General features: G+C 39.9%; 23 protein-coding genes, 1 pseudogene and 1 other annotated feature. Of the genes and pseudogenes, 19 read left to right on the forward strand and 5 right to left on the reverse strand.

The annotated features are described in order from the left end of the window. Window positions 1-87: 87 nt before the first annotated feature. From rpsA to sufB, 9 genes are all read left to right on the forward strand, one after another. On the forward strand, window positions 88-1,290 hold the full coding sequence (rpsA, locus tag MK480_RS05265; protein ID WP_001001630.1) for a 30S ribosomal protein S1: 1,203 nt from the start codon (window positions 88-90) through the stop codon (window positions 1,288-1,290). Between the two features lie 85 nt (window positions 1,291-1,375). Then, window positions 1,376-1,873 (forward strand): GAF domain-containing protein, encoded by a 498-nt coding sequence (locus tag MK480_RS05270; RefSeq protein WP_004254785.1) that lies wholly within the window; start codon window positions 1,376-1,378, stop codon window positions 1,871-1,873. After that, entirely contained in the window at window positions 1,873-3,528 is a 1,656-nt protein-coding gene (gene dnaX / locus MK480_RS05275) for a DNA polymerase III subunit gamma/tau (protein ID WP_268707296.1), read from the forward strand. Before MK480_RS05270 ends, dnaX begins: the two co-directional genes overlap by 1 nt. Before the next feature lie 27 nt (window positions 3,529-3,555). Continuing rightward, the gene (locus MK480_RS05280; protein WP_001081602.1) at window positions 3,556-3,750 is read left to right on the forward strand and encodes a DUF3272 domain-containing protein; all 195 of its coding nucleotides are present in this window, start codon (window positions 3,556-3,558) and stop codon (window positions 3,748-3,750) included. A 150-nt stretch (window positions 3,751-3,900) separates the two neighbouring features. Next, window positions 3,901-4,671 (forward strand): Fe-S cluster assembly ATPase SufC, encoded by a 771-nt coding sequence (gene sufC / locus MK480_RS05285; RefSeq protein ID WP_000114489.1) that lies wholly within the window; start codon window positions 3,901-3,903, stop codon window positions 4,669-4,671. A 27-nt stretch (window positions 4,672-4,698) separates the two neighbouring features. Further along, window positions 4,699-5,961 (forward strand): Fe-S cluster assembly protein SufD, encoded by a 1,263-nt coding sequence (gene sufD, locus MK480_RS05290; protein WP_153198813.1) that lies wholly within the window; start codon window positions 4,699-4,701, stop codon window positions 5,959-5,961. A 10-nt stretch (window positions 5,962-5,971) separates the two neighbouring features. Next, window positions 5,972-7,198 carry a cysteine desulfurase gene (locus tag MK480_RS05295; protein WP_268707297.1) on the forward strand — a complete coding sequence of 409 codons (1,227 nt, stop codon included), beginning with the start codon at window positions 5,972-5,974 and terminating at the stop codon, window positions 7,196-7,198. Beyond that, window positions 7,185-7,625: a Fe-S cluster assembly sulfur transfer protein SufU gene (sufU, locus tag MK480_RS05300; protein ID WP_268707298.1), complete on the forward strand. Its 441-nt coding sequence runs from the start codon at window positions 7,185-7,187 to the stop codon at window positions 7,623-7,625. Before MK480_RS05295 ends, sufU begins: the two co-directional genes overlap by 14 nt. A 57-nt stretch (window positions 7,626-7,682) precedes the next feature. Next, window positions 7,683-9,095, forward strand: a complete 1,413-nt coding sequence (gene sufB, locus MK480_RS05305; protein WP_125442797.1) for a Fe-S cluster assembly protein SufB — start codon at window positions 7,683-7,685, stop codon at window positions 9,093-9,095. A gap of 84 nt (window positions 9,096-9,179) precedes the next feature. Here sufB and pbp3 read toward each other — a convergent pair whose 3' ends face one another. Further along, window positions 9,180-10,421, reverse strand: coding sequence for a D-alanyl-D-alanine carboxypeptidase PBP3 (gene pbp3 / locus MK480_RS05310; protein ID WP_049550609.1), 1,242 nt, complete (start codon window positions 10,419-10,421; stop codon window positions 9,180-9,182). A gap of 102 nt (window positions 10,422-10,523) precedes the next feature. Here pbp3 and MK480_RS05315 point away from each other — a divergent pair, with 102 nt between their 5' ends. Next, window positions 10,524-11,633, forward strand: coding sequence for an AI-2E family transporter (locus tag MK480_RS05315; RefSeq protein ID WP_268707299.1), 1,110 nt, complete (start codon window positions 10,524-10,526; stop codon window positions 11,631-11,633). 206 nt (window positions 11,634-11,839) lie between these two features. Next, window positions 11,840-13,036, forward strand: a complete 1,197-nt coding sequence (tuf, locus tag MK480_RS05320) for an elongation factor Tu (protein WP_001040726.1) — start codon at window positions 11,840-11,842, stop codon at window positions 13,034-13,036. Window positions 13,037-13,354: 318 nt separating this feature from the next. Here tuf and MK480_RS05325 read toward each other — a convergent pair whose 3' ends face one another. The 3 genes from MK480_RS05325 to MK480_RS05335 form a co-directional block, all read right to left on the reverse strand. Beyond that, window positions 13,355-13,735, reverse strand: coding sequence for a hypothetical protein (locus tag MK480_RS05325; protein WP_223330095.1), 381 nt, complete (start codon window positions 13,733-13,735; stop codon window positions 13,355-13,357). Between the two features lie 535 nt (window positions 13,736-14,270). After that, window positions 14,271-15,353 carry a DEAD/DEAH box helicase gene (locus MK480_RS05330; protein WP_261010853.1) on the reverse strand — a complete coding sequence of 361 codons (1,083 nt, stop codon included), beginning with the start codon at window positions 15,351-15,353 and terminating at the stop codon, window positions 14,271-14,273. Further along, complete coding sequence (locus MK480_RS05335; protein WP_084926439.1) at window positions 15,350-16,327, reverse strand: Gfo/Idh/MocA family protein; 978 nt, start codon at window positions 16,325-16,327, stop codon at window positions 15,350-15,352. The genes MK480_RS05330 and MK480_RS05335 overlap by 4 nt, the downstream gene beginning before the upstream one ends. A 141-nt stretch (window positions 16,328-16,468) precedes the next feature. On the opposite strand from MK480_RS05335, the gene MK480_RS05340 reads away from it, so the two are divergent. The 4 genes from MK480_RS05340 to rpmA all read left to right on the forward strand — a co-directional run bounded on the left by MK480_RS05340 (window position 16,469) and on the right by rpmA (window position 18,339). Then, on the forward strand, window positions 16,469-17,167 hold the full coding sequence (locus tag MK480_RS05340; RefSeq protein WP_153210530.1) for a YoaK family protein: 699 nt from the start codon (window positions 16,469-16,471) through the stop codon (window positions 17,165-17,167). Between the two features lie 64 nt (window positions 17,168-17,231). Further along, window positions 17,232-17,319 (forward strand) — a sequence feature (ribosomal protein L21 leader region). Between the two features lie 35 nt (window positions 17,320-17,354). Continuing rightward, window positions 17,355-17,669: a 50S ribosomal protein L21 gene (rplU, locus tag MK480_RS05345; RefSeq protein ID WP_000109141.1), complete on the forward strand. Its 315-nt coding sequence runs from the start codon at window positions 17,355-17,357 to the stop codon at window positions 17,667-17,669. A gap of 15 nt (window positions 17,670-17,684) precedes the next feature. Continuing rightward, on the forward strand, window positions 17,685-18,029 hold the full coding sequence (locus tag MK480_RS05350) for a ribosomal-processing cysteine protease Prp (RefSeq protein ID WP_000613699.1): 345 nt from the start codon (window positions 17,685-17,687) through the stop codon (window positions 18,027-18,029). Window positions 18,030-18,045: 16 nt separating this feature from the next. Continuing rightward, window positions 18,046-18,339: a 50S ribosomal protein L27 gene (gene rpmA, locus MK480_RS05355; RefSeq protein WP_000916509.1), complete on the forward strand. Its 294-nt coding sequence runs from the start codon at window positions 18,046-18,048 to the stop codon at window positions 18,337-18,339. Window positions 18,340-18,505: 166 nt separating this feature from the next. On the opposite strand, the pseudogene MK480_RS05360 reads toward rpmA, so the two are convergent. Further along, window positions 18,506-18,577, reverse strand: a pseudogene (locus MK480_RS05360) (AraC family transcriptional regulator); the annotation flags it as partial. Here MK480_RS05360 and MK480_RS05365 point away from each other — a divergent pair. Genes MK480_RS05365 through cbpE form a run of 4 tightly spaced genes read left to right on the forward strand, consistent with a single transcriptional unit; the run spans window position 18,570 to window position 22,699 of the window. Continuing rightward, window positions 18,570-19,478 (forward strand): LysR family transcriptional regulator, encoded by a 909-nt coding sequence (locus MK480_RS05365; protein ID WP_084951261.1) that lies wholly within the window; start codon window positions 18,570-18,572, stop codon window positions 19,476-19,478. The pseudogene MK480_RS05360 and the gene MK480_RS05365 sit on opposite strands and share 8 nt — an antisense overlap. Next, window positions 19,475-19,936 (forward strand): signal peptidase II, encoded by a 462-nt coding sequence (gene lspA / locus MK480_RS05370; RefSeq protein ID WP_153198818.1) that lies wholly within the window; start codon window positions 19,475-19,477, stop codon window positions 19,934-19,936. Before MK480_RS05365 ends, lspA begins: the two co-directional genes overlap by 4 nt. Further along, window positions 19,926-20,813: an RluA family pseudouridine synthase gene (locus tag MK480_RS05375; RefSeq protein WP_261014198.1), complete on the forward strand. Its 888-nt coding sequence runs from the start codon at window positions 19,926-19,928 to the stop codon at window positions 20,811-20,813. The genes lspA and MK480_RS05375 overlap by 11 nt, the downstream gene beginning before the upstream one ends. 2 nt (window positions 20,814-20,815) lie before the next feature. After that, window positions 20,816-22,699 (forward strand): phosphorylcholine esterase CbpE, encoded by a 1,884-nt coding sequence (gene cbpE, locus MK480_RS05380; protein WP_084951270.1) that lies wholly within the window; start codon window positions 20,816-20,818, stop codon window positions 22,697-22,699. The last annotated feature ends 32 nt before the right edge of the window (window positions 22,700-22,731 follow it).

Below are 22,731 nucleotides of genomic sequence, written 5' to 3' on the forward strand. Positions count from 1 at the left end.
ATATGAACATGTCCTTGCGGGTGCTTAGGAAAAAAATTATAAGTATGTCAAGTTTAAGAAGAACTTGATTGTTGGAGGATTTTTTAGATGAACGAATTTGAAGATTTGCTAAATAGCGTTAGCCAAGTTGAGACTGGTGATGTTGTTAGTGCTGAAGTATTGACAGTTGATGCGACTCAAGCTAACGTTGCAATCTCTGGAACTGGTGTTGAAGGTGTCTTGACTCTTCGCGAATTGACAAACGATCGCGATGCAGATATCAATGACTTTGTTAAAGTAGGAGAAGTATTGGATGTTCTTGTACTTCGTCAAGTGGTTGGTAAAGATACTGATACAGTTACATACCTTGTATCTAAAAAACGCCTTGAAGCTCGCAAAGCATGGGACAAACTTGTTGGTCGCGAAGAAGAAGTTGTTACTGTTAAAGGAACTCGTGCTGTTAAAGGTGGACTTTCAGTAGAATTTGAAGGTGTTCGTGGATTTATCCCAGCTTCAATGTTGGATACTCGTTTCGTACGTAACACTGAGCGTTTTGTAGGTCAAGAATTTGATGCTAAAATCAAAGAAGTTGACGCTAAAGAAAACCGCTTCATCCTTTCACGTCGTGAAGTTGTTGAAGCAGCTACAGCAGCAGCTCGCGCTGAAGTATTCGGTAAATTGGCTGTTGGTGATGTAGTAACTGGTAAAGTTGCACGTATCACAAGTTTCGGTGCTTTCATCGACCTTGGTGGTGTTGACGGATTGGTTCACTTGACTGAATTGTCACATGAACGTAACGTATCACCAAAATCAGTTGTAACTGTTGGTGAAGAAATTGAAGTGAAAATCCTTGATCTTAACGAAGAAGAAGGACGCGTATCACTTTCACTTAAAGCAACAACACCTGGACCATGGGATGGCGTTGAGCAAAAATTGGCTAAAGGTGATGTAGTAGAAGGAACAGTTAAACGTTTGACTGACTTCGGTGCATTTGTTGAAGTATTGCCAGGTATCGATGGACTTGTTCACGTATCACAAATTTCACACAAACGTATTGAAAATCCAAAAGAAGCTCTTAAAGTTGGTCAAGAAGTTAAAGTTAAAGTTCTTGAAGTTAACGCAGATGCAGAGCGCGTATCACTTTCTATCAAAGCTCTTGAAGAGCGTCCAGCTCAAGAAGAAGGACAAAAAGAAGAAAAACGTGCTGCTCGTCCACGTCGTCCAAAACGTCAAGAAAAACGTGATTTCGAACTTCCAGAAACACAAACAGGATTCTCAATGGCTGACTTGTTCGGTGACATCGAACTTTAATCAAATTGAAAATTCACAAAATCCTTTGTTTTCTAAACAAGGGATTTTTCTTTTGTCTGTAAGTCTTTTTTGATATAATAGTTCTATGTTAGAATCAGAAAAACAATCACGTTATCAAATCTTAAATGAGGAGCTCTCTTTTTTATTGGAAGGCGAAACCAATGTTTTGGCTAATCTTTCCAACGCCAGTGCTCTTTTAAAATCACGCTTTCCTAATACCGTATTTGCAGGCTTTTATCTGTTCGATGGAAAGGAATTGATTTTAGGTCCTTTCCAAGGAGGTGTTTCCTGTATCCGTATCTCACTAGGCAAAGGTGTTTGTGGTGAGGCAGCCCACTTTCAGGAAACTGTTCTGGTTGGTAATGTAACAACTTATCCCAACTATATTTCTTGTGATAGTCGAGCTAAAAGTGAAATTGTTGTTCCGATGGTTAAGAATGGTCAATTGCTCGGGGTTCTGGATCTGGATTCTTCAGAGATTGATGATTATGATGCTATGGATCGAGATTATTTGGAACAATTTGTCGCTATTTTGCTTGAAAAGACAGAATGGGACTTTACAATGTTTGGGGAGAAAGCCTAATGTATCAAGCTCTTTATCGAAAATATAGAAGTCAAAACTTCTCCCAGTTGGTTGGACAGGAAGTTGTGGCTAAGACTCTTAAACAAGCAGTGGAGCAAGAGAAAATAAGTCACGCTTATCTTTTTTCGGGTCCTCGTGGAACGGGAAAAACCAGTGTGGCTAAGATTTTTGCTAAAGCTATGAACTGTCCAAATCAAGTGGGTGGTGAACCTTGTAATAACTGCTATATTTGTCAGGCAGTGACGGATGGTAGTTTAGAAGATGTCATTGAAATGGATGCGGCTTCTAATAATGGGGTGGATGAAATTCGCGAAATTCGTGATAAATCTACCTACGCTCCTAGTCTTGCCCGTTATAAGGTTTACATCATAGATGAGGTTCACATGCTGTCTACAGGAGCTTTTAATGCCCTCCTAAAGACGTTAGAAGAGCCAACACAGAATGTGGTCTTTATTTTGGCTACTACTGAATTGCACAAGATACCTGCGACTATTCTATCCCGTGTGCAACGTTTTGAATTTAAATCGATTAAGACACAGGATATTAAGGAACATATTCACTATATCTTAGACAAAGAAAATATCAGTTCTGAACCAGAGGCTGTGGAAATCATTGCTAGACGGGCTGAAGGTGGAATGCGAGATGCCTTGTCTATTTTGGATCAAGCCTTGAGTTTGACACAGGGAAACGAGCTGACGACTGCCATCTCTGAAGAAATTACTGGCACAATTAGTCTATCAGCCTTGGATGATTATGTGGCAGCCTTGTCTCAACAGGATGTTCCAAAGGCCCTAGCATGCTTGAATCTTCTCTTTGACAATGGTAAGAGCATGACTCGTTTTGTGACCGAACTTTTACACTATTTAAGAGATTTGTTAATTGTTCAAACAGGTGGAGAAAATACTCATCATAGTCCAGTCTTTGTAGAAAATTTGGCACTTCCTCAAGAAAATCTGTTTGAAATGATTCGCTTGGCGACAGTCAGTTTAGCAGATATTAAGTCTAGTTTGCAGCCTAAGATTTATGCTGAGATGATGACTATCCGTTTGGCAGAGATTAAGCCTGAAGCAGCTCTTTCTGGGGCAGTTGAACATGAAATTGATTCGCTGAGACAAGAAGTGACACGTCTCAAACAAGAACTCGCAAATGTGGGAACCGTATCTAAGCCAACAAATCCAGCTCCTAGTCGCCCAGCAACGGGCAAGACAATCTATCGTGTGGATCGCAATAAGGTTCAATCGATTCTACAAGAGGCCGTTGAAAATCCTGATTTAGCACGTCAAAATCTGATTCGTTTGCAGAATGCCTGGGGAGAGGTAATTGAAAGTTTAGGTGGGGCGGATAAGGCTTTGCTGGTTGGTTCTCAACCGGTTGCGGCCAATGAACACCATGCTATTCTTGCTTTTGAGTCTAACTTCAATGCTGGTCAAACCATGAAACGAGATAATCTCAACACCATGTTTGGCAATATCCTCAGTCAGGCAGCAGGTTTTTCACCTGAGATTTTAGCCATTTCCATGGAGGAATGGAAAGAAGTTCGCGCAGCCTTTTCAGCCAAAGCAAAATCTTCCCAAACTGAAAAAGAAGCAGAAGAAAGCCTGATTCCAGAAGGATTTGAATTTTTGGCTGATAAAGTGAAGGTAGAGGAAGACTAAAGAAAGATTTCATGATACAATAAGTTTATGAATAGACAACAATTTATTATCATTGCGCTGTTTACAGCTGCTGAGACCTATTTTTTCAATGAAGCCTGGATGACTGGTCGCTATATTATGGCAGCCTTTTGGGCCATTTTACTCTTCAGAAATTTCCGAGTTAGTTACTTGATGGGCAAGATTGTAGATGTCATTGACCAGCACTTGAAAGGAAAAGACTAGTCCTCAGCTTCTAGACAAAATCAAAGCCTTTTAGGCTTTTTTTTGTTATACTATAAAAGTATATTTATTGACCTTTTACCGTATTTTCTAGGGAAATCAAGTATGTTTCCAGTAAGAACTGTAAAGGTTTTGAAAAAGAAAGGAACTATCATGTCAGTATTAGAGATCAAAGATCTTCACGTTGAGATTGAAGGAAAAGAAATTTTAAAAGGGGTTAATCTGACCCTGAAAACAGGAGAAATCGCCGCTATCATGGGACCAAATGGTACTGGTAAATCGACTCTTTCTGCCGCTATCATGGGAAATCCAAACTATGAAGTTACCAAAGGTGAAGTCTTGTTTGATGGCGTAAACATCCTTGAGTTGGAAGTGGACGAGCGTGCGCGTATGGGACTTTTCCTTGCTATGCAATACCCATCAGAAATTCCTGGTATTACTAACGCTGAGTTTCTTCGTGCAGCCATGAATGCTGGTAAAGAAGATGATGAAAAGATTTCAGTTCGCGAGTTCATCACTAAGCTAGATGAAAAAATGGAATTGCTCAACATGAAAGAAGAAATGGCTGAGCGTTACCTCAACGAAGGTTTCTCTGGCGGTGAGAAAAAACGTAATGAAATTCTTCAGCTTTTGATGTTGGAGCCAACATTTGCCCTTTTGGATGAGATTGACTCTGGTCTTGATATTGATGCCCTTAAAGTTGTTTCTAAAGGTGTTAATGCCATGCGTGGTGAAGGCTTTGGTGCTATGATTATCACTCACTACCAACGTCTTTTGAACTACATCACACCAGACGTGGTACACGTGATGATGGAAGGGCGTGTTGTCCTTTCAGGTGGTCCAGAATTGGCTGCACGTTTGGAACGTGAAGGATACGCAAAACTAGCTGAAGAACTTGGCTACGACTACAAGGAAGAATTGTAATTCCCTCGTATCTTTTAGGAGAAGTAAATGACTAAAGAAAATATTAAACTTTTTTCAGAAATGCATGCTGAACCAAGCTGGTTAGCTGATCTCCGTCAAAAAGCTTTTGACAAGATTGAGACTTTGGAATTACCAGTTATTGAGCGTGTCAAATTCCACCGTTGGAATCTGGGTGATGGAACGATTACAGAAAGTGAGCCATCAGCAAATGTTCCAGATTTCACTGCACTAGATAATCACTTGAAGTTGGTGCAAGTAGGAACTCAAACTGTTTTTGAGCAAATTCCAGTTGAGTTGGCTGAACAGGGTGTCGTCTTTACAGACTTCCACTCAGCTTTAGAAGAAATTCCAGAGCTGATCGAAGAATTCTTCATGTCATCTGTTAAGTATGACGATGACAAGTTGGCAGCCTACCATACAGCTTATTTCAATAGTGGTGCTGTTCTCTATATTCCTGATAACGTTGAGATTAAAGAACCAATCGAAGGAATTTTCTATCAAGACAGCGATAGTGATGTGCCGTTTAACAAGCATATTATGATTATCGCTGGTAAAAATTCTAAGATTAGTTATTTGGAGCGTTTAGAGTCACGCGGTGAAGGAAGTGCCAAAGCAACTGCCAATATCACAGTGGAAGTGATTGCACGTTCTGGTGCGCAAGTGAAGTTTGCGGCTATCGACCGTCTAGGTGAAAACGTCACTGCTTACATTAGCCGTCGTGGTAAATTAGGCAACGATGCAAGCATTGACTGGGCGATTGGTGTTATGAACGAAGGAAACGTCGTTGCTGACTTTGATAGCGACTTGATTGGTAATGGTAGCCATGCGGACCTTAAAGTGGTAGCTCTTTCAAGTGGTCGTCAGGTACAAGGGATTGATACCCGCGTAACCAACTATGGCTGCAACTCAATCGGAAATATCCTACAACATGGAGTTATTCTTGAAAAAGCAACTTTGACCTTCAATGGTATTGGCCACATTATTAAGGGTGCTAAGGGAGCAGATGCGCAACAAGAGAGCCGTGTTCTTATGCTGTCAGACCAAGCGCGTTCAGATGCCAATCCAATTCTTTTGATTGATGAAAATGATGTTACTGCAGGACACGCGGCTTCTATCGGTCAGGTAGATCCAGAAGACATGTACTACCTCATGAGCCGTGGTTTGGATAAGGCAACTGCAGAACGCTTGGTTGTTCGTGGTTTCCTTGGATCCGTCATCGTTGAGATTCCAGTCAAGGAAGTTCGTGATGAAATGATTGCAACGATCGAAGAAAAATTGTCAAAACGCTAAGGGGTAGCCTATGTTAGATGTAGAAGCGATTCGCAAGGATTTTCCAATTTTAGACCAGATTGTAAATGATGAACCATTGGTTTATTTGGACAATGCTGCGACGACACAAAAACCACTAGCAGTTCTGGAGACGATTAACCGCTACTATGAGAACGACAATGCCAATGTTCATCGTGGAGTTCATACCTTGGCTGAGAGAGCGACAGCATCTTATGAAGCTGCCCGTGAAACCATTCGTATGTTTATCAATGCAGGGTCTACAAAGGAAGTTCTCTTTACTAGAGGAACGACGACCAGTCTCAACTGGGTGGCGCGTTATGCTGAGGCAGTCTTGACTGAGGGAGACCAGGTTTTGATTTCTGTCATGGAACACCATTCCAATATCATTCCATGGCAGGAAGCCTGCCGTAAGACTGGGGCAGAGCTTGTTTATGTCTATCTCAATAATGGAGCTCTGGATATGGATGATTTGCGAGCTAAATTGACTGATAAAGTTAAGTTTGTCTCCCTTGCTCACGCCTCAAATGTTCTTGGTGTGGTCAATCCAATCAAAGAAATCACTCAATTGGCCCATCAAGTTGGAGCTATCATGGTGGTGGATGGTGCTCAATCTACGCCTCATATGAAGATTGATGTTCAGAACTTGGATGTGGACTTCTTTGCCTTTTCAGGTCACAAGATGGCTGGTCCAACTGCTATTGGTGTCCTTTATGGTAAAGAAAAGTATCTGGAACAAATGTCACCAGTAGAATTTGGCGGTGAAATGATTGATTTCGTTTATGAGCAATCTGCTAGTTGGAAGGAATTGCCTTGGAAATTCGAGGCTGGAACTCCTAACATGGCAGGTGCTATTGGACTAGCTGCTGCAGTGGATTATCTAGAAAACATCGGTATGGATGCCATTGAAGCCCATGAACAGGAATTGATAGCATACGTCTATCCAAAACTGCAGGCGATTGAAGGATTGACCATTTATGGTTCGCAGGACTTGGCTCAACGTTCAGGTGTCATTGCTTTTAACCTAGGCAATCTCCATCCTCACGACCTTGCGACAGCTCTGGATTATGAAGGAGTAGCTGTTCGTGCAGGTCACCACTGTGCGCAACCCTTGCTTCAGTATTTGGACGTTCCAGCTACAGCTCGTGCAAGTTTTTATATCTACAATACCAAGGCAGATTGCGACAAGCTAGTCGATGCCTTACAAAAAACAAAGGAGTTTTTCAATGGCACTTTCTAAACTAGATAGCCTTTATATGGCAGTGGTAGCGGACCATTCGAAAAATCCACATCACCAAGGGAAGTTAGAAGATGCTGAGCAAATCAGTCTCAACAATCCAACCTGTGGGGATGTCATCAACCTCTCTGTCAAGTTTGATGCAGAGGACCGTTTGGTAGATATTGCTTTTCTAAACTCAGGATGTACGATTTCAACTGCCTCTGCTAGTATGATGACAGATGCCGTTTTAGGCAAGACCAAACAAGAAATCTTAGAACTTGCGACCATTTTTTCTGAAATGGTTCAAGGGCAAAAAGATGAGTGTCAAGACCAACTTGGAGACGCAGCCTTCTTATCAGGCGTTGCAAAATTCCCTCAACGAATCAAGTGTGCAACCCTAGCTTGGAACGCCCTGAAGAAAACAATTGAAAATCAAGAAAACAAGTAAGGCAAGTTTCTTTTGTCTTATGAATCAGTAGAAATGAAGAATGAAAGAAAGGATATTATGGCTGAAGAAAGAGTAGAACCAAAACCAATTGACCTTGGTGAATATAAATTTGGTTTCCATGATGATGTAGAGCCTGTCCTATCGACAGGAAAAGGATTGAATGAAGATGTCATTCGTGAACTATCAGCTGCAAAGGGAGAACCTGAGTGGATGCTAGAATTCCGTTTGAAGTCTTATGAAACCTTCAAAAAAATGCCCATGCAAACTTGGGGAGCAGACTTGTCAGAGATTGATTTTGATGACTTGATCTACTACCAAAAACCATCTGATAAACCAGCTCGTTCATGGGATGAGGTTCCTGAAAAAATTAAAGAAACCTTTGAACGTATCGGGATTCCTGAAGCTGAGCGTGCTTATCTAGCTGGTGCCTCTGCCCAGTATGAGTCAGAAGTGGTTTACCACAACATGAAGGAAGAGTTCCAAAAATTGGGGATTATCTTTACAGATACGGATTCTGCCCTCAAGGAATACCCAGACTTGTTTAAACAATACTTTGCTAAGTTGGTACCGCCAACAGATAACAAATTGGCTGCCCTTAACTCAGCAGTATGGTCTGGTGGAACCTTTATCTACGTACCAAAAGGGATCAAGGTAGATATCCCACTTCAAACTTACTTCCGTATCAATAACGAAAATACTGGTCAGTTTGAACGTACCTTGATTATCGTTGATGAGGGAGCAAGTGTTCATTATGTAGAAGGATGTACAGCTCCAACTTATTCAAGTAACAGCTTGCATGCTGCCATTGTAGAAATCTTTGCCTTGGATGGAGCTTATATGCGTTATACGACTATCCAAAACTGGTCTGATAACGTCTATAACTTGGTAACGAAACGTGCTAAAGCTCAAAAGGATGCCACTGTTGAGTGGATTGATGGTAACTTGGGTGCCAAAACAACCATGAAATATCCATCTGTTTATCTAGATGGAGAAGGGGCGCGTGGTACTATGCTCTCTATCGCCTTTGCCAATGCTGGGCAACACCAGGATACTGGTGCTAAGATGATTCACAACGCTCCGCACACAAGCTCGTCTATCGTGTCTAAATCTATCGCTAAAGGCGGAGGAAAGGTTGACTACCGTGGACAAGTAACCTTTAACAAAAACTCTAAAAAATCTGTTTCTCACATCGAGTGTGATACCATTATCATGGATGACTTGTCAGCATCAGATACCATTCCATTTAATGAAATCCACAACTCGCAAGTTGCTTTGGAACACGAAGCCAAGGTATCTAAGATTTCAGAGGAACAACTCTATTACCTCATGAGTCGTGGTTTGTCAGAATCAGAAGCGACAGAGATGATTGTCATGGGATTTGTGGAGCCCTTCACGAAAGAACTTCCAATGGAATATGCAGTTGAGCTGAACCGCTTGATTAGCTATGAAATGGAAGGGTCAGTCGGATAAAATTTGATTTTAGATTTACTAAAAATCAAGGACTTTGAAGATGAACTTGTAACAAAAAAATCGCGGTTTAAAATCGCGATTTTTTTATAATTTTTCGTTGATGAAGCGGATAAACTGATTCCACCAAACTTTTAAGAAGAAGGCTTTTTCAACTTTCTTTTCTGCTACCATTTCAAAACTAGGACGTTCTGTGGTAATGTAACCTTGACCAATCAAGTCCTTGTCTTCATAAGTCAAATGTCCAACCACTGTTCCGGCTTCAAGTGGTGCTGGGATTGCTTTAGAATCAGGTGTGAATTGAATAGTTTGGGACGATTGTCCCCCAACACGTTCAATAAGAGTGATATCATCTTTGGCAACGGCAGTGACCGCATCTTCTTTTCCATCTTGTACAGGAGCTTTACTATCTTGGTAGGCATCGCCTTTTTGAACGATTTTACGAAGCGTGAATGTAGAAGAGATATAATCCATTAGTGACGATGTAGCTGTGAAGCGAGCGTAAGGATTATTGTCTTGATGGTCTGCATTCAAAACAACTGTGATAACCCTCATCCCTTTTTCGACAGTAGTACCAACAAAAGATTCTCCAGCTTTGTCTGTTGTTCCTGTCTTAAGGCCATCAAAACCACCGCGATAAGCAGGCATACCTTCTAACATGTAGTTGGTAGAAGTGATTGTCATTCCAGCAAAAGTAGAAGAAGGTTTTTTCGTGATTTCCAAGACTTGTGGGTATTTTTTGATGAGATTGCGAGCAACGATAGCGACATCATAAGCACTGAGCTTGTTTTCATCATCTTTTTTAGATCCTGGGTAAATGTTATCCCCTAAAGTCTCATTGTTAAGACCCGTCGTATTGACAACAGTGGCATCCTGAATGCCCCATTCCAAGAGCTTTGCCCGCATCATATCGACGAAATCTTTTTCTGAGCCAGCAATTTTTTCAGCTAACGCAATAGCTGCACTGTTAGCACTGGATACTAGGGTTGCTTCCAGTAGTTGTTCGACGGTATAATTACGAGCCTCCATAGGAACGTTACTCGCTTCAGAATTTGTCGTTAATTTGTATGGATAATCAGAGATATCTACCGGAGTGGATAGTGTAATACTGCCGTTTTCCAAGGCTTCATAGACAAGATAGACCGTAATCAATTTTGTGATTGAAGCGATTTCAACTGGTTGGGTTGCATCTTTCTCATAGAGAATTTTACCAGTATTCGCCTCAACGGCAATTGCATGCTTAGCAGCAATATTAAAATCTTGAGCAGCAACAGTAGATGCTGAGCCAATAACGGAAAGGCTTAGGAGAGTTAAAATTATTTTTTTCATAGTAAGTTTATTCTATCATAAAGAAAAAAATATTCCCAGTTTCATGATATAAGAAAGAAGCTTTTTTGAAAGTGTGGTAAAATAGATGAATGGAGGTACCCCATGTTTCGTAAGAATAAATTATTTTTTTGGACCAGTGAGATTTTATTATTAACCATCATCTTTTATTTATGGAGACAGATGGGTGGGATTATAACGCCTTTTGTAAGTGTCGCAAACACCATAATGATTCCCTTTCTTCTAGGTAGTTTTTTATATTATTTAACAAATCCCTTTGTTAGTTTTTTACAAAAGTATTTCAAAATTAATCGTATTATTGGTATTCTACTAACTTTGTGTGCCTTGGTTTGGGGGCTAGTTATTGGGGTAGTCTATCTCTTACCGATTTTGGTCAATCAGTTGACCAGCTTGATTGCGACTAGCCAGACTATCTACAGTCGTTTACAAGATTTGATTGTGGATTTATCTACTTATCCAGCCTTTCAAAATTTGGATATTCAAGCGAATATTCAACAATTAAATCTTTCTTATGTAGATATTTTACAAAATATCCTAAATAGCGTTACCAATAGTGTCGGAAGTGTTCTATCAGCTCTCTTTAGTACCGTTTTGATTATTATTATGACCCCTGTGTTTTTGGTTTATTTTTTGTTAGATGGTCACAAGTTCTTGCCGATGCTTGAGCGTACTGTTTTAAAGCGAGATAAGTTGCATATTACAGGTCTTTTAAAAAATTTGAATACTACAATCGCTCGATATATTAGTGGAGTCGCCATTGATGCGATTATTATTGGTTGTTTAGCTTTTATCGGATATAGCGTAATCGGTTTGAAATATGCTTTGGTCTTCGCTATCTTTTCAGGGTTAGCCAATCTCATTCCTTATGTAGGCCCTAGTATTGGTCTGATTCCGATGATTATCGCCAATGTCTTTACTGATCCCCATAGAATGCTGATTGCAGTTGTTTATATGCTGATCATTCAACAAGTGGATGGAAACATCCTCTACCCTCGAATCGTTGGTGGAGTGATGAAGGTTCATCCAATTACGATTTTAGTATTACTTTTGTTATCAAGTAATATATATGGTGTCATTGGCATGATTGTCGCAGTACCAACCTATTCTATCTTAAAAGAAATTTCTAAGTTTTTGTCACGTTTGTATGAAAACCATAAAATAATGAAAGAAAGAGAAAGACAATTAGCTAAGTAAAAGTCAGGAAATTCCTGATTTTTCTTTTTCATTAAAGAAGTGATAGGAGTAGAAATACCGTTTAGATTAGCAGATTAAGAATAATTCACAAAAACTTTGTAAAACACTTGCAATTTAGCCGAAATTTGATAAAATAGTAAGGAAAGTTAGACTGTATTGCCTACTGTCTATCTATAAAATATATTTTATTGGAGGCTTTTACTCAAATGGCAAAAGAAAAATACGATCGTAGTAAACCACACGTTAACATTGGTACTATCGGACACGTTGACCACGGTAAAACTACCCTAACTGCAGCTATCACAACTGTTTTGGCACGTCGCTTGCCTTCATCAGTTAACCAACCTAAAGACTATGCGTCTATCGATGCTGCTCCAGAAGAACGCGAACGCGGTATCACAATCAACACTGCGCACGTTGAGTACGAAACTGAAAAACGTCACTACGCTCACATCGACGCTCCAGGACACGCGGACTACGTTAAAAACATGATCACTGGTGCCGCTCAAATGGACGGAGCTATCCTTGTAGTAGCTTCAACTGACGGACCAATGCCACAAACTCGTGAGCACATCCTTCTTTCACGTCAGGTTGGTGTTAAACACCTTATCGTCTTCATGAACAAAGTTGACTTGGTTGACGACGAAGAATTGCTTGAATTGGTTGAAATGGAAATCCGTGACCTATTGTCAGAATACGACTTCCCAGGTGATGATCTTCCAGTTATCCAAGGTTCAGCTCTTAAAGCCCTTGAAGGTGACACTAAATACGAAGACATCGTTATGGAATTGATGAACACAGTTGATGAGTACATCCCAGAACCAGAACGTGACACTGACAAACCATTGCTTCTTCCAGTCGAAGACGTATTCTCAATCACTGGACGTGGTACAGTTGCTTCAGGACGTATCGACCGTGGTATCGTTAAAGTCAACGACGAAATCGAAATCGTTGGTATCAAAGAAGAAACTCAAAAAGCAGTTGTTACTGGTGTTGAAATGTTCCGTAAACAACTTGACGAAGGTCTTGCCGGAGATAACGTAGGTGTACTTCTTCGTGGTGTTCAACGTGACGAAATCGAACGTGGACAAGTTATCGCTAAACCAGGTTCAATCAACCCACACACTAAATTCAAAGGTGAAGTTTACATCCTTACTAAAGAAGAAGGTGGACGTCACACTCCATTCTTCAACAACTACCGTCCACAATTCTACTTCCGTACTACTGACGTTACAGGTTCAATCGAACTTCCAGCAGGTACTGAAATGGTAATGCCTGGTGATAACGTGACAATCGACGTTGAGTTGATCCACCCAATCGCCGTAGAACAAGGTACTACATTCTCTATCCGTGAGGGTGGACGTACTGTTGGTTCAGGTATGGTTACAGAAATCGAAGCTTAATTCGATTTAGTTCCCAGAAGAACAATTATTTAAGTCAGACACTAAAAGAATCTTGCTTTGCAAGGTTCTTTTTTTAAAAAAATAAAAAGATAGACCTGATAAAGTCCAGATCCATCTAATAAGTTATTTTCAAGTGACTAGTTCGCTCCAAACACTAACATTCGATATAGTAGAGGTTTCACCAGCTGGAACCCATTTGTTAGTTCCTAAGTATCTAACTTCTAGTTTACGAACATTTACTATGTAAGATGCTTTTAGCCTGATGTAACCATAAGTGTAGGGTGGTACGTTATGGGATACTGAGTGATTTAAACTAAGTCAAAATCCAGACTCAGGAGCAGAAAAGCTAACAGCTGCACTTAAAGTTAGGGTAGCTCCAGCTTTTCCACCATAAGCAGTTGAACTTAGAGATCCTGATGTAGCGCTGCTCTTATAAGAGTGAGAGGAGCTAGTTCTATAGTCTGCAACACCAGTTGCATTAGAACGAGTCTGATACGTAGATTTAGACTCTAAATAGGCGTCTCTAAGTTCAGTCGTATAAAATGACAATAACTCTCCTGTGTTGATATCTTTTACAACACGATTAGATACAATTTCATAATTTGTGCAAGGATAGACATCAGCAAAAACCGTAGATGTTGTGACTAAGAAAAATAGATTTGATAGAACAGAGAAAAACAATAATTTCAATTTAATCATAAAAAAATGTCTATTCTTCATGATCAAAAGATTATTTTTTCAATCCTTTGAAAGTCATAATGCAACCCGAAAGGATACTGAGAGTTCCTATAGGTCTCCAATATAGCTGCCAAAAGAATAAATTTATTCTTCCTTTCAGTGTCTCATCGGGTCCAGCATAATAGGGGTTGATGTGAAATAATAAAAAACCAAAACATAAAACTATGATTCCGGTTAAGAATAAAATGTCCTTATTTACTTTCCTCATAAAATCTCCTTTTATTTAATTTTAAGCGTTTTCTATTATTAGTATACGTCAAAAAAATAAAAAAACAAGTCTATTTATTTATTAATTTATATGGTATAATAAAATAGTTGGAGAGTTTTTTTACTACGAATCTTATGTAGTTTTACAAAAAAGAGGCTAGATAAAAACTCAATTTTAGGAGAAAATGAAGTAAAATTTCCCACAATAAAACGCATAATATCAAGGTTCAATACCTGATATTATGCGTTTTTGATTTTAAAGACTTTTTGCCCAGCCTCAATGAGGGCTTTATTTTACATAGAGTTCTTGATTTTTTAGGACAATTTCTCGTACACTTGCAAACTTCTTAAGTTTTTTGATTTCTTCTGGATGAGTGACGAGAGTGATAACGTAACCTTCCTTGCCCATACGACCAGTACGGCCAGCACGGTGAGTGTAGGTTTCGCTATCTCTAGGAACATCAAAGTTTACGACACATTCGAGGCTATCGATATCAATTCCACGAGCCAGAAGGTCTGTTGCGAGAAGTAGGGTTAGTTGCTTGTCTTTAAACTTTTCTAAGATGACTTTTCTGAACTTGACATTGACATCACTAGCGAGGGAAACAGCCAAGATATCCCGATACTGTAGTTTTTCTTCTGCACTTCCAAGGTCTGATAGGCTGTTAAAGAAGACAAGACCTCGGAAATCCTCTACATGAGCCAGTTTTCGTAGCATATCCACTCGGTGACGTTGATCTACCTGCATGTAGAAGTGCTGGATGTTGTCCAATTTTTGGTCAGAGAGATCAATGGTACGTGTGTTAGGCGCAATCTTCTTTTGGTCAAACTTGGTTGTCGCACTCATATAGACAAGTTGGTGGTCACGAGGTGCGTAGTGAGTAATTTTCTCGACAAAGTGTATCTGAGAATCATCTAGCAATTGGTCGAATTCATCCAGGATGATGGTTTCCACATTCATCATCTTGATTTTTTTCAATTTAATCAACTCAAAGATACGGCCAGGTGTTCCAATCAGAATTTCTGGTCCTTTTTTAAGACGTTCAATTTGGCGCTTCTGACTCGAACCTGATAAGAAGAGTTGGGCAGTTAAGCCCATAGCTTCAGCCCATGTTTTACACACTTCAAAAATCTGTCCAGCAAGCTCAGTATTTGGTGCTAGAATCAAGAGTTGTTGGGCTTTTTTCTTTTGTAGTCTGAGAAGACTTGGTAGAAGGTAAGCTAGGGTCTTACCAGTTCCTGTAGGGCTCACTCCTAGGAGGTTTTCTCCAGCAAGAAGGGGCTCAAATAGTTGGGTTTGAATGGGAGTGAATTCTTGGAAATCGAGTTGGTCACTCAGTTCTTGCCATTCAGTCGGTAGTTTGGTTTTCATTTTTCTGCCTCAAATCTAATGCCAGCAGTCTGGCGCATAGTATATAGTAGCTCATGAACTGAACTTGCATCTTCCAGCCAAATTTGGTAGAGATTCAGATCTGGTTGCTGGATCATGTGTGCAAATGCAGCGACTTCCTCAGTCATCGTATGAGGAGTCTGTTGGATAGGGAGTTGGACTTGATTGCCTTGATGGTCGGTAAAAATAGCTGAGCTGACATGTTCGATGGTGTTGAGGGTCAAGGTACCATCTGTCGTATAAATCTCGCAAGGGAGATTGGAAGTGATGTTTTTTCCAGCCTTGATGTGAACTTGAAAGTCTGGGTAGAAGAGGATTCCGTCACCATTTAGGTCAATGCTATTGTCAAGCTGTTGCCCCTGATAGGTTGCGTCCTGAGCCTTTCCAAAGAGACGAACGGCAGCGTAGAGAGGATAAATCCCCAAATCCATAAGCGCTCCACCAGCAAAACGATCTGAAAAGACATTTGGTATCTGTCCAGCCAACAAGTTAGGCATTTTGGAAGAATACTTGGCATAGTTGAAATCTGCCCCTAAAATTTGCTTGTCTGCTAAAAAGTTTTTGATAGTTATAAAAGCTTTTTCATGGTAATTGCGAGCTGCTTCGAATATAAAACAGTGATTTTTCTCAGCTGTATGTCTCAAATCTAGCCATTCTTGTGGCTGAGTGACAGCTGGTTTTTCAAGAATGACGTGTTTACCTGCAGACAAGGCAGCTTTTGCCTGAGCAAAATGTAAGGAATTTGGACTGGCAATATAGACCACATCAAAGGAGCTCTTGAAGAAGTCTTCTAACTGATCAAAGAGTTGGATATTCTGATAGCAAGAAGCAAAGGTAGTCGCAGTTTTTAGTTTTCTAGAATAGACTGCGACCAGCTTGTATTCTCCACTGGAATGGGCTGCTTCTATGAAGTGGTGGCTGATAGCCCCTGTTCCGATGACACCTAATTTAAGCATAGTTACTCCTTTTCCAATTTCAAATCCTTCTTTCATTATAACATAGATAGACAGGACTATCCAACAGAGGGGAAAAAATTTCAAATAAGCTACTAGGTCTTTTCCAAAGAAAGTGGTACAATAATGAGATGAGTAAATGAAATGGGAGGGAAAATGAGGTTATTACCTATAAGAAAAATATCACGTCAGTCTAAGAGGCTAGCGCTTTTTTTGACTTTTTGTGCAGGTTATGTAGATGCCTATACGTTTATTTTGCGAGGGAATACTCTTGTAGCTGGACAAACTGGGAATGTCGTCTTTCTTTCAGTAGAATTAATTCAAAATAATGTTTCAGATGTTAGGGACAAGGTTCTCACCTTGTTAGCTTTTATGATGGGGGTCTTTCTATTAACAATTTATAAGGAAAAATTGAGAATTGTGAAAAAGCCAATTTTGTCATTGCTTCCTTTAGCAATCTTATCAATCATTATTGGTTTTGTGCCGCAGACTGTAGATAATATCTATCTAGTACCTCCCTTGGCCTTCTGTATGGGATTGGTGACAACTGCTTTTGGAGAAGTGTCGGGTATTGCCTATAATAACGCTTTTATGACAGGGAATATCAAGCGGACCATGCTGGCTTTTGGAGATTATTTCCGAACCAAGCACACACCTTTTTTGCGTGAAGGATTCATATTTGTTAGCCTGCTTAGTAGTTTTGTCCTTGGCGTTGTCTTTTCAGCCTATTTGACGATTTTCTATCATGAAAAGACCATCCTTGGTGTTCCTATTATGATGAGTATTTTTTACCTCAGCATGCTTTTTGCATCTTGGCAGAAAAAAGTAAAAGAAAAAGCTTGATTTTAGGTGTTATTACTTGTAAGAAAATAGGAGATATGCTATACTTGAAGAGTTGACTATGCACGATCCTGTGCAACCGCACGAACATCGTTGTTTGATTATTCAAGTTTAAGTGGTTCGTCCCACGATGCTAGGCGAGTCTTCACAAAAAATCGGGGAAACCCATAAAAATCATAGGAGGTGCATAATGAGCACATACGCAATTATCAAAACTGGCGGAAAACAAGTTAAAGTTGAAGTTGGTCAAGCAGTTTACGTTGAAAAATTGAACGTTGAAGCTGGTCAAGAAGTTACTTTTAACGAAGTTGTTCTTGTTGGTGGTGAAAACACTGTTGTCGGAACTCCACTTGTTGCTGGAGCTACTGTAGTTGGAACTGTTGAAAAACAAGGAAAACAAAAGAAAGTTGTTACTTACAAGTACAAACCTAAAAAAGGTAGCCACCGTAAACAAGGTCACCGTCAACCATATACAAAAGTTGTCATCAACGCAATCAACGCTTAATTTTAAGGAGAACACATGATACAGGCAGTCTTTGAGAGAGCCGAAGATGGCGAGCTGAGGAGTGCAGAAATTACTGGACACGCCGAGAGTGGCGAATACGGCTTAGATGTCGTGTGTGCATCGGTTTCTACGCTTGCCATTAACTTTATCAATTCTATTGAGAAATTTGCAGGCTATGAACCAATCCTAGAATTAAACGAAGATGAAGGTGGCTATCTGATGGTTGAAATTCCAAAAGATCTTCCTTCACACCAGAGAGAAATGACCCAGTTATTCTTTGAATCATTTTTCTTAGGTATGGCAAACTTATCGGAGAACTCTTCTGAGTTCGTCCAAACCAGAGTTATCACAGAAAACTAACACGGAGGAAAACATTATGTTAAAAATGACTCTTAACAACTTGCAACTTTTCGCCCACAAAAAAGGTGGAGGTTCTACATCAAACGGACGTGATTCACAAGCAAAACGTCTTGGAGCTAAAGCAGCTGACGGACAAACAGTAACAGGTGGATCAATCCTTTACCGTCAACGTGGTACACACATTTACCCAGGTGTGAACGTTGGACGTGGTGGAGACGATACTTTGTTCGCTAAAGTTGAAGGCGTAGTACGCTTTGAACGTAAAGGACGCGATAAAAAACAAGTTTCTGTTTACCCAATCGCAAAATAAAAAGGTCCAGTGAACCTTTTTATTCCGAGCCTTGAAATCTAAAGGCGAGGAAGCTAGAAGTAGCATTAAATAAGGCTTTCCGAGTTTTCGGAGAGCCTGCTTTTTTGTTTTGCTACCCATGATTTTTTCATTCTTAGTGTAGATGAATTTTATGAGTGACATTATTTTTCTTCGATGGAAAACTTCTAAAATATGGTATAATGAAAAGATAAAGAAGTTGGGGGTAGAAGATGAACATTCAACAATTACGCTACGTTGTGGCTATTGCGAATAGCGGTACTTTTCGTGAAGCTGCTGAGAAGATGTATGTCAGTCAGCCCAGTTTGTCCATTTCTGTTCGTGATTTGGAAAAAGAGTTGGGTTTTAAGATTTTCCGTCGGACCAGCTCAGGGACTTTCTTGACCCGTCGTGGTATGGAATTCTATGAAAAAGCGCAAGAATTGGTTAAAGGATTTGATATTTTTCAAAATCAGTATGCCAATCCTGAGGAAGAAAAGGATGAATTTTCCATTGCCAGTCAGCACTATGACTTCTTGCCACCAACCATTACTGCCTTTTCAGAGCGCTATCCTGATTACAAAAATTTCCGTATTTTTGAGTCTACTACAGTTCAAATACTTGATGAAGTAGCTCAGGGGCACAGTGAGATTGGGATTATCTACCTTAACAATCAAAATAAAAAAGGGATCATGCAAAGGGTTGAAAAGTTAGGCCTTGAGGTCATTGAATTGATTCCCTTCCATACCCATATTTATCTTCGTGAGGGGCATCCTTTGGCTCAGAAAGAGGAATTGGTCATGGAGGATTTAGCGGATCTACCAACGGTTCGTTTCACTCAAGAGAAAGACGAGTACCTTTATTATTCAGAGAACTTTGTCGATACCAGTGCTAGTTCACAGATGTTTAATGTGACAGACCGTGCTACCTTGAATGGTATTTTGGAGCGGACGGACGCCTATGCGACAGGTTCTGGATTTTTAGATAGTGACAGTGTTAATGGTATTACAGTTATTCGTCTCAAGGATAAATTGGATAATCGCATGGTCTATGTTAAACGTGAAGAAGTAGAGCTTTGTCAAGCTGGGACTCTTTTCGTAGAAGTCATGCAAGAATATTTTGATCAGAAGAGGAAATCATGAAAAAAAGAGGAATAGTGGCAGTCATTGTACTGCTTTTGATTGGGCTGGATCAGTTGGTTAAATCCTATATCGTCCAGCAGATTCCACTGGGTGAAGTGCGTTCTTGGATTCCCAATTTTGTTAGCTTGACCTACCTGCAAAATCGAGGGGCAGCCTTTTCTATCTTACAAGATCAGCAGTTGTTATTCGCTGTCATTACTCTGGTTGTCGTGGTAGGTGCCATTTGGTATCTGCATAAACACATGGAGGACTCATTCTGGATGGTCTTGGGCTTGACTTTGATAATCGCAGGTGGTCTTGGAAACTTTATTGACAGGATCAGTCAGGGCTTTGTTGTGGATATGTTCCACCTTGACTTTATCAATTTTGCAATTTTCAATGTGGCAGATAGCTATCTGACGGTCGGAGTGATTATTTTATTGATTGCAATGTTAAAAGAGGAAATAAATGGAAATTAAAATTGAAAGTGGTGGCCTGCGTTTGGATAAGGCTTTGTCGGATTTGACAGAATTATCACGCAGTCTCGCGAATGAACAAATCAAATCAGGCCAGGTCTTGGTCAATGGCCAAGTCAAGAAAGCTAAATACACAGTTCAAGAGGGCGATGTCGTCACTTACCATGTGCCAGAACCAGAGGTTTTAGAGTATGTAGCTGAGAATCTTCCGCTAGAAATCATCTACCAAGATGAGGATGTGGCAGTTGTTAACAAACCTCAGGGGATGGTTGTGCATCCGAGTGCTGGTCATACTAGTGGAACTCTGGTAAATGCCCTTATGTACCATATTAAGGATTTGTCGGGTATCAATGGGGTTCTGCGTCCAGGAATTGTTCACCGTATTGATAAGGATACGTCAGGCCTTCTCATGATTGCTAAAAACGATGAGGCGCATCTAGCACTTGCCCAAGAACTCAAGGATAAAAAGTCTCTCCGCAAATATTGGGCGATTGTTCATGGAAATCTGCCTAATGATCGTGGTGTCATTGAAGCTCCGATTGGCCGTAGTGAAAAAGACCGTAAGAAACAGGCTGTGACTGCTAAAGGGAAACCTGCAGTGACCCGTTTCCACGTTTTGGAACGCTTTGGTGATTATAGCTTAGTGGAGCTGCAGCTGGAAACAGGCCGCACCCATCAAATCCGTGTTCACATGGCTTATATCGGCCATCCAGTCGCTGGTGATGAAGTCTATGGTCCTCGCAAGACTTTGAAAGGACGTGGACAATTTCTTCATGCCAAGACTTTAGGTTTTACTCATCCGAGAACAGGTGAGACCATGGAATTTACAGCAGATATCCCAGAGATTTTTAAGGAAACTTTAGAGAGATTGAGGAAGTAAGAATGAAAAAGAAATTAACTAGTTTAGCACTTGCAGGCGCTTTTTTAGGTTTGTCATGGTATGGAGATGTTCAAGCTCAAGAAAGTTCAGGAAATAAAATTCACTTTATCAATGTTCAAGAAGGTGGCAGTGATGCGATTATTCTTGAAAGCAATGGACATTTTGCCATGATTGATACAGGAGAAGATTATGATTTCCCAGATGGAAGTGATTCTCGTTATCCGTGGAGAGAAGGAATTGAAACATCTTATAAGCATGTTCTAACAGACCGTGTCTTTCGTCGTTTGAAGGAATTGGGTGTTCAAAAACTTGATTTTATTTTAGTCACTCATACTCACAGTGACCATATTGGAAATGTTGATGAATTACTGTCTACCTATCCAGTTGACCGAGTTTATCTTAAAAAATATAGTGATAATCGTATTACTAATTCTGAACGTCTATGGGATAATCTGTATGGCTATGATAAGGTTTTACAGACTGCTGCTGAAAAAGGTGTTTCAGTTATTCAAAATATCACACAAGGGGATGCTCATTTTCAGTTTGGAGACATGGATATTCAACTCTATAACTATGAAAATGAAACTGATTCATCAGGTGAATTAAAGAAAATTTGGGATGATAATTCTAATTCTTTGATTAGCGTGGTAAAAGTCAATGGTAAGAAAATTTACCTTGGGGGCGACTTAGATAATGTTCATGGAGCAGAAGACAAGTATGGTCCTCTCATTGGAAAAGTTGATTTGATGAAGTTTAATCATCACCATGATACCAACAAATCAAATACCAAGGATTTTATTAAAAATTTGAGTCCGAGTTTGATTGTTCAAACTTCGGATAGTTTACCTTGGAAAAATGGTGTTGATAGTGAGTATGTCAATTGGCTTAAAGAACGAGGAATTGAGAGAATCAACGCAGCCAGCAAAGACTATGATGCAACAGTTTTTGATATTCAAAAAGACGGTTTTGTCAATATTTCAACTTCCTACAAGCCGATTCCAAGTTTTCAAGCTGGTTGGCATAAGAGTGCATATGGGAATTGGTGGTATCAAGCACCTGATTCTACAGGAGAATATGCAGTAGGTTGGAATGAAATCAAGGGTGAATGGTATTACTTCAATCAAACGGGTATCTTGTTACAGAATCAATGGAAAAAATGGAACAATCGTTGGTTCTATTTGACAGACTCTGGCGCTTCTGCTAAAAATTGGAAAAAAATCGATGGAAGCTGGTATTATTTCAACAAAGAAAATCAGATGGAAATTGGTTGGATAAATACTGGAGGTCAGTCCTATTATTTATCAAACGATGGCTCTATGAAGACAGATTGGCTTCAATATAAGGGGCAATGGTATTACTTTGCTCAATCAGGAGAAATGAAAACGGGTTGGGTAAAAGATAAAGAAATCTGGTACTATATGGATTCTACTGGTATCATGAAGACAGGCGAGATAGAAGTTTCTGGTCATCATTACTATCTAGAAGAATCAGGAGCTATGAAGCAAGGCTGGCTTAAAAAGGCAAATGATTGGTATTTCTACAAGACAGACGGTTCACGAGCTGTGGGTTGGATCAAAGACAAGGATAAATGGTACTTCTTAAAAGAAAATGGTCAATTACTTGTGAATGGTAAGACACCAGAAGGTTATACTGTTGATTCAAGTGGTGCCTGGTTAGTGGATGTTCCGGTAGAGAAATCTGTTACAACTAAAGTCACAAGTAATTCAGAAATAAAAGAATCTAGTGAAGTAGTGAAAAAAGATCTTGAAAATAAAGAAACGAGTCAACACGAAAGTATTACAAGTTCTTCAACTAGTCAGGATTTGACTTCCTCAACTTCACAAAGCTCTGAAACGAGTGCAAACAAATCGGAATCAGAACAGTAGTAAAAAAGAAGGTTTTAGGGCCTTCTTTTTCC

The sequence above is a fragment of the Streptococcus mitis genome, assembly GCF_026782895.1.
Taxonomy (GTDB): Bacteria; Bacillota; Bacilli; order Lactobacillales; family Streptococcaceae; genus Streptococcus; species Streptococcus mitis_CB.

Excerpts from the sequence above, each read along its gene's own strand:
- rpsA (WP_001001630.1), top strand. The coding sequence starts at position 88 with ATGAACGAATTTGAAGATTTGCTAAATAGCGTTAGCCAAGTTGAGACT.
- MK480_RS05270 (WP_004254785.1), top strand. The coding sequence starts at position 1,376 with ATGTTAGAATCAGAAAAACAATCACGTTATCAAATCTTAAATGAGGAG.
- dnaX (WP_268707296.1), top strand. The coding sequence starts at position 1,873 with ATGTATCAAGCTCTTTATCGAAAATATAGAAGTCAAAACTTCTCCCAG.
- MK480_RS05280 (WP_001081602.1), top strand. The coding sequence starts at position 3,556 with ATGAATAGACAACAATTTATTATCATTGCGCTGTTTACAGCTGCTGAG.
- sufC (WP_000114489.1), top strand. The coding sequence starts at position 3,901 with ATGTCAGTATTAGAGATCAAAGATCTTCACGTTGAGATTGAAGGAAAA.
- sufD (WP_153198813.1), top strand. The coding sequence starts at position 4,699 with ATGACTAAAGAAAATATTAAACTTTTTTCAGAAATGCATGCTGAACCA.
- MK480_RS05295 (WP_268707297.1), top strand. The coding sequence starts at position 5,972 with ATGTTAGATGTAGAAGCGATTCGCAAGGATTTTCCAATTTTAGACCAG.
- sufU (WP_268707298.1), top strand. The coding sequence starts at position 7,185 with ATGGCACTTTCTAAACTAGATAGCCTTTATATGGCAGTGGTAGCGGAC.
- sufB (WP_125442797.1), top strand. The coding sequence starts at position 7,683 with ATGGCTGAAGAAAGAGTAGAACCAAAACCAATTGACCTTGGTGAATAT.
- pbp3 (WP_049550609.1), bottom strand. The coding sequence starts at position 10,421 with ATGAAAAAAATAATTTTAACTCTCCTAAGCCTTTCCGTTATTGGCTCA.
- MK480_RS05315 (WP_268707299.1), top strand. The coding sequence starts at position 10,524 with ATGTTTCGTAAGAATAAATTATTTTTTTGGACCAGTGAGATTTTATTA.
- tuf (WP_001040726.1), top strand. The coding sequence starts at position 11,840 with ATGGCAAAAGAAAAATACGATCGTAGTAAACCACACGTTAACATTGGT.
- MK480_RS05325 (WP_223330095.1), bottom strand. The coding sequence starts at position 13,735 with ATGATTAAATTGAAATTATTGTTTTTCTCTGTTCTATCAAATCTATTT.
- MK480_RS05330 (WP_261010853.1), bottom strand. The coding sequence starts at position 15,353 with ATGAAAACCAAACTACCGACTGAATGGCAAGAACTGAGTGACCAACTC.
- MK480_RS05335 (WP_084926439.1), bottom strand. The coding sequence starts at position 16,327 with ATGCTTAAATTAGGTGTCATCGGAACAGGGGCTATCAGCCACCACTTC.
- MK480_RS05340 (WP_153210530.1), top strand. The coding sequence starts at position 16,469 with ATGGGAGGGAAAATGAGGTTATTACCTATAAGAAAAATATCACGTCAG.
- rplU (WP_000109141.1), top strand. The coding sequence starts at position 17,355 with ATGAGCACATACGCAATTATCAAAACTGGCGGAAAACAAGTTAAAGTT.
- MK480_RS05350 (WP_000613699.1), top strand. The coding sequence starts at position 17,685 with ATGATACAGGCAGTCTTTGAGAGAGCCGAAGATGGCGAGCTGAGGAGT.
- rpmA (WP_000916509.1), top strand. The coding sequence starts at position 18,046 with ATGTTAAAAATGACTCTTAACAACTTGCAACTTTTCGCCCACAAAAAA.
- MK480_RS05365 (WP_084951261.1), top strand. The coding sequence starts at position 18,570 with ATGAACATTCAACAATTACGCTACGTTGTGGCTATTGCGAATAGCGGT.
- lspA (WP_153198818.1), top strand. The coding sequence starts at position 19,475 with ATGAAAAAAAGAGGAATAGTGGCAGTCATTGTACTGCTTTTGATTGGG.
- MK480_RS05375 (WP_261014198.1), top strand. The coding sequence starts at position 19,926 with ATGGAAATTAAAATTGAAAGTGGTGGCCTGCGTTTGGATAAGGCTTTG.
- cbpE (WP_084951270.1), top strand. The coding sequence starts at position 20,816 with ATGAAAAAGAAATTAACTAGTTTAGCACTTGCAGGCGCTTTTTTAGGT.